Annotated in this window: 3 rRNA genes; all 3 read left to right on the forward strand. The window is 54.6% G+C overall.

The features are described from left to right. Nucleotides 1-94: 94 nt before the first annotated feature. The 3 genes from ACN0TS_RS19020 to rrf all read left to right on the forward strand — a co-directional run bounded on the left by ACN0TS_RS19020 (nucleotide 95) and on the right by rrf (nucleotide 5,596). Nucleotides 95-1,620 (forward strand): 16S ribosomal RNA (locus ACN0TS_RS19020). A 577-nt stretch (nucleotides 1,621-2,197) separates the two neighbouring features. Continuing rightward, nucleotides 2,198-5,336 (forward strand): 23S ribosomal RNA (locus ACN0TS_RS19025). Between the two features lie 143 nt (nucleotides 5,337-5,479). Further along, nucleotides 5,480-5,596: ribosomal RNA gene (rrf, locus tag ACN0TS_RS19030) — 5S ribosomal RNA — on the forward strand. Together the 16S, 23S and 5S rRNA genes form the textbook arrangement of a ribosomal RNA operon. The last annotated feature ends 57 nt before the right edge of the window (nucleotides 5,597-5,653 follow it).

Raw genomic sequence — 5,653 nt, forward strand, 5'->3', positions numbered from 1 at the left:
CCCGTGTGTTGTTCTAAGTGTTTTTATTCGCCAGGATTTATACATCACGTGTGGCCCCGTCTTTTTCCGGTGGGGTTGTGGTGGCTTTTTGTTTTTTATGGAGAGTTTGATCCTGGCTCAGGATGAACGCTGGCGGCGTGCTTAACACATGCAAGTCGAACGATGAAGCCCAGCTTGCTGGGTGGATTAGTGGCGAACGGGTGAGTAACACGTGAGTAACCTGCCCCTGACTCTGGGATAAGCCCGGGAAACTGGGTCTAATACCGGATATGACCATGGGACGCATGTCTTGTGGTGGAAAGATTTATCGGTTGGGGATGGACTCGCGGCCTATCAGCTTGTTGGTGAGGTAATGGCTCACCAAGGCGACGACGGGTAGCCGGCCTGAGAGGGTGACCGGCCACACTGGGACTGAGACACGGCCCAGACTCCTACGGGAGGCAGCAGTGGGGAATATTGCACAATGGGCGCAAGCCTGATGCAGCGACGCCGCGTGAGGGATGACGGCCTTCGGGTTGTAAACCTCTTTCAGTAGGGAAGAAGCGAGAGTGACGGTACCTGCAGAAGAAGCGCCGGCTAACTACGTGCCAGCAGCCGCGGTAATACGTAGGGCGCAAGCGTTATCCGGATTTATTGGGCGTAAAGAGCTCGTAGGCGGTTTGTCGCGTCTGCCGTGAAAGTCCGAGGCTCAACCTCGGATCTGCGGTGGGTACGGGCAGACTAGAGTGATGTAGGGGAGACTGGAATTCCTGGTGTAGCGGTGAAATGCGCAGATATCAGGAGGAACACCGATGGCGAAGGCAGGTCTCTGGGCATTTACTGACGCTGAGGAGCGAAAGCATGGGGAGCGAACAGGATTAGATACCCTGGTAGTCCATGCCGTAAACGTTGGGCACTAGGTGTGGGGGACATTCCACGTTTTCCGCGCCGTAGCTAACGCATTAAGTGCCCCGCCTGGGGAGTACGGCCGCAAGGCTAAAACTCAAAGGAATTGACGGGGGCCCGCACAAGCGGCGGAGCATGCGGATTAATTCGATGCAACGCGAAGAACCTTACCAAGGCTTGACATGTTCCAGACCGCCTCAGAGATGGGGTTTCCCTTCGGGGCTGGTTCACAGGTGGTGCATGGTTGTCGTCAGCTCGTGTCGTGAGATGTTGGGTTAAGTCCCGCAACGAGCGCAACCCTCGTTCCATGTTGCCAGCGGGTTATGCCGGGGACTCATGGGAGACTGCCGGGGTCAACTCGGAGGAAGGTGGGGATGACGTCAAATCATCATGCCCCTTATGTCTTGGGCTTCACGCATGCTACAATGGCCGGTACAATGGGTTGCGATACTGTGAGGTGGAGCTAATCCCTAAAAGCCGGTCTCAGTTCGGATTGGGGTCTGCAACTCGACCCCATGAAGTCGGAGTCGCTAGTAATCGCAGATCAGCAACGCTGCGGTGAATACGTTCCCGGGCCTTGTACACACCGCCCGTCAAGTCACGAAAGTTGGTAACACCCGAAGCCGATGGCCTAACCACCTTGTGTGGGGGGAGTCGTCGAAGGTGGGACTGGCGATTGGGACTAAGTCGTAACAAGGTAGCCGTACCGGAAGGTGCGGCTGGATCACCTCCTTTCTAAGGAGCTAACCATTTTTTTGGTGCCCATGTCTGGACCCGAGTGTGGTTCGGGTGGGTTGCTCAAGGGTGGAATGTCAATGAACTCAACATCGGGAAACGGGTTTTCGGAAGGGCTGCCATGGTGGTGGTGTTTTCGGGGGTTCGGGTGTTGGCATGGTTTGTGTTGTGTGGTGTGTGTGGTTTAGTACGCAGTGCCGGCTCCTTTGGGGGTTGGTGGTGTTGGAAGGGCGCGCATGGTGTGTGATGCGAATGGGTATGTTTGGTGCACTGTTGGGTTTTGAGGCAACAAGCCTCCTGGCTGTCTTGCTCCTTGTGGGGTGGGGTGGTTGGGTGCTTGGTGTTTCGGTGTTTGTCCTGTGTCTGCTGCATGGTGTCCTGGTGGCTGGTCTTTTGGCTGGTTGGGGGTGTTGTGTGGGGGTGCGGGGTTGTTGTTTGGGAACTGTATAGTGAACGCGAGCATCTTGCAGACAAGATGAGTTGCATGTGCCTGTCCTGGGTGTGTGTGGTGTTTGAGTCTTGTTTGTAGTGATTTTGTTGATTGTTTTATAGCTCAATTTTGAGAACTTTGTTTTGTGTTGAAGTTTTTAAGGGCGCACGGTGGATGCCTTGGCATCAAGAGCCGATGAAGGACGTGGGAATCTGCGATAAGCCTGGTGGAGTCGATAACCGGACGTTGAGACCAGGATTTCCGAATGGGGAAACCCCGCACCATGTTATGTGGTGTGACCTGCAGCTGAATGTATAGGCTGTGTGGAGGGAACGCGGGGAAGTGAAACATCTCAGTACCCGCAGGAAGAGAAAACAATAGTGATTCCGTTAGTAGTGGCGAGCGAACGCGGATGGGGCTAAACCGGTTGGTGTGTGATAGCGGATAGGCGTTGCATCATCGGGGTTGTGGGGTCCACATGTACCAGTTCTATCTACGCTGGTGGGATGAGGTGCAGGCGTATAGGTGAATCGGTTGGAATGCCGGACCAGAGAGGGTGATAGTCCCGTAGGTGTAATGCGTGTCTGCCGTTCTTTGTGTGGATACCCGAGTAGCACGGGGCCCGTGAAACCTTGTGTGAATCTGCCAGGACCACCTGGTAAGCCTGAATACTACTTGATGACCGATAGTGAATCAGTACCGTGAGGGAATGGTGAAAAGTACCCCGGGAGGGGAGTGAAATAGTACCTGAAACCGTGCGCTTACAATCCGTTAGAGCCATGCCTTGTGTGTGGTGATGGCGTGCCTTTTGAAGAATGAGCCTGCGAGTTAGTGTTACGTCGCGAGGTTAACCCGTGGGGGGAAGCCGTAGCGAAAGCGAGTCTGAATAGGGCGAGTTAGTGGCGTGATCTAGACCCGAAGCGAAGTGATCTACCCATGGCCAGGTTGAAGCGTGTGTAAGAGCGCGTGGAGGACCGAACCCACTTCAGTTGAAAATGGAGGGGATGAGCTGTGGGTAGGGGTGAAAGGCCAATCAAACTTCGTGATAGCTGGTTCTCCCCGAAATGCATTTAGGTGCAGCGTTGCGTGTTTCTTGCTGGAGGTAGAGCTACTGGATAGGCGATGGGCCCTACAAGGTTACTGACCTTAGCCAAACTCCGAATGCCGGTAAGTGAGAGCGCAGCAGTGAGACTGTGGGGGATAAGCTTCATAGTCGAGAGGGAAACAGCCCAGAACGCCAACTAAGGCCCCTAAGCGTGTGCTAAGTGGGAAAGGATGTGGAGTTGCTGTGACAACCAGGAGGTTGGCTTAGAAGCAGCCACCCTTGAAAGAGTGCGTAATAGCTCACTGGTCAAGTGATTCCGCGCCGATAATGTAGCGGGGCTCAAGCACACCGCCGAAGTTGCGTCATTCAAATATTTACCTGGCCTTCGGGTTGGGTGTTTGGATGGGTAGGGGAGCGTCGTGTGGACGGTGAAGTCGCGGTGTAAACCAGCGGTGGAGGCCACACGAGTGAGAATGCAGGCATGAGTAGCGAATGACGGGTGAGAAACCCGTCCGCCGAATGATCAAGGGTTCCAGGGTCAAGCTAATCTGCCCTGGGTTAGTCGGGACCTAAGGCGAGGCCGACAGGCGTAGTCGATGGATAACGGGTTGATATTCCCGTACCGGCGAAGGACCGCCCATACTGAGCGATGGATGCTAACCATGATGGATCATGGCTGTTGCGACCTTCGGGTTGTTGGCTGTGTGATGTGGTGGGAACCGATGTTGTGAGGTCAGCGTATTAACAGGTGTGACGCAGGAAGGTAGCCGAGCCAGGCAATGGAATTGACCTGGTCCAAGGGTGTAGGAAGAACGGTAGGCAAATCCGCTGTTCATTGTTTCTGAGACCTGATAGGCGCCCCGTTTGTGGGGTGATTCGGTGATCCTATGCTGCCTAGAAAAGCATCGGCGCGAGGTCCCAGTCCGCCCGTACCCTAAACCGACACAGGTGATCAGGTAGAGAATACTAAGGCGATCGAGAGAATCATGGTTAAGGAACTCGGCAAAATGCCCCCGTAACTTCGGAAGAAGGGGGGCCTGCCCCGTGAAGAGGATTGACTCCTTGGAGGCGGGTGTGGGCCGCAGAGACCAGGGGGAAGCGACTGTTTACTAAAAACACAGGTCCGTGCGAAGTCGCAAGACGATGTATACGGACTGACTCCTGCCCGGTGCTGGAAGGTTAAGAGGACCGGTTAGCACACTTGTGTGCGAAGCTGAGAATTTAAGCCCCAGTAAACGGCGGTGGTAACTATAACCATCCTAAGGTAGCGAAATTCCTTGTCGGGTAAGTTCCGACCTGCACGAATGGAGTAACGACTTCCCCGCTGTCTCAACCATGAACTCGGCGAAATTGCAGTACGAGTAAAGATGCTCGTTACGCGCAGCAGGACGGAAAGACCCCGAGACCTTTACTATAGTTTGGTATTGGTGTTCGGTGCAGCTTGTGTAGGATAGGTGGGAGACTGTGAAGCTCGGACGCTAGTTCGGGTGGAGTCATCGTTGAAATACCACTCTGGCTGTACCGGTCACCTAACTTCGGACCATGATCTGGTTCAGGGACAGTGCCTGATGGGTAGTTTAACTGGGGCGGTTGCCTCCTAAAATGTAACGGAGGCGCCCAAAGGTTCCCTCAGCCTGGTTGGCAATCAGGTGTTGAGTGTAAGTGCACAAGGGAGCTTGACTGTGAGAGTGACAGCTCGAGCAGGGACGAAAGTCGGGACTAGTGATCCGGCGGCACCTCGTGGAAGGGCCGTCGCTCAACGGATAAAAGGTACCTCGGGGATAACAGGCTGATCTTGCCCAAGAGTCCATATCGACGGCATGGTTTGGCACCTCGATGTCGGCTCGTCGCATCCTGGGGCTGGAGTAGGTCCCAAGGGTTGGGCTGTTCGCCCATTAAAGCGGTACGCGAGCTGGGTTTAGAACGTCGTGAGACAGTTCGGTCCCTATCCGCTGCGCGCGTTGGAAATTTGAGAAGGGCTGTCCTTAGTACGAGAGGACCGGGACGGACGAACCTCTGGTGTGTCAGTTGTACTGCCAAGTGCATCGCTGATTAGCTACGTTTGGAAGGGATAACCGCTGAAAGCATCTAAGCGGGAAGCCTGCTTCGAGATGAGATTTCCATCCACCTTGTGTGGGTGAGGCCCCCAGCTAGATTACTGGGTTGATAGGCAGGATGTGGAAGCAAGGACCAAAGACTTGTGTAGCTGACCTGTACTAATAGGCCGATGACTTACAACACACTATAAGATGGTGTGTCGACAAAATTCATTTTTTGCTGTTCGCGTTCACTATGCGGTTACGAGACAACAACCTCGAACCTGAAGAAGTTTTTTGCAGGACGTTAGTGCCGGATCATCTGTGGTTTGTGTGCTTCGTGATTGTTACGGCGGTCATAGCGTGGGGGAAACGCCCGGTCCCATACCGAACCCGGAAGCTAAGGCCCATTGCGCCGATGGTACTGCACTCGTGAGGGTGTGGGAGAGTAGGTCACCGCCGGACTTAACTTGAAGATGTGTGGCCCTGGACTTGGTCCGGGGCCGCACGTGGTTAACGGGG

Origin of the sequence: Celeribacter sp., from assembly GCF_048266405.1 — a bacterium.
GTDB lineage: Bacteria > Pseudomonadota > Alphaproteobacteria > Rhodobacterales > Rhodobacteraceae > Celeribacter.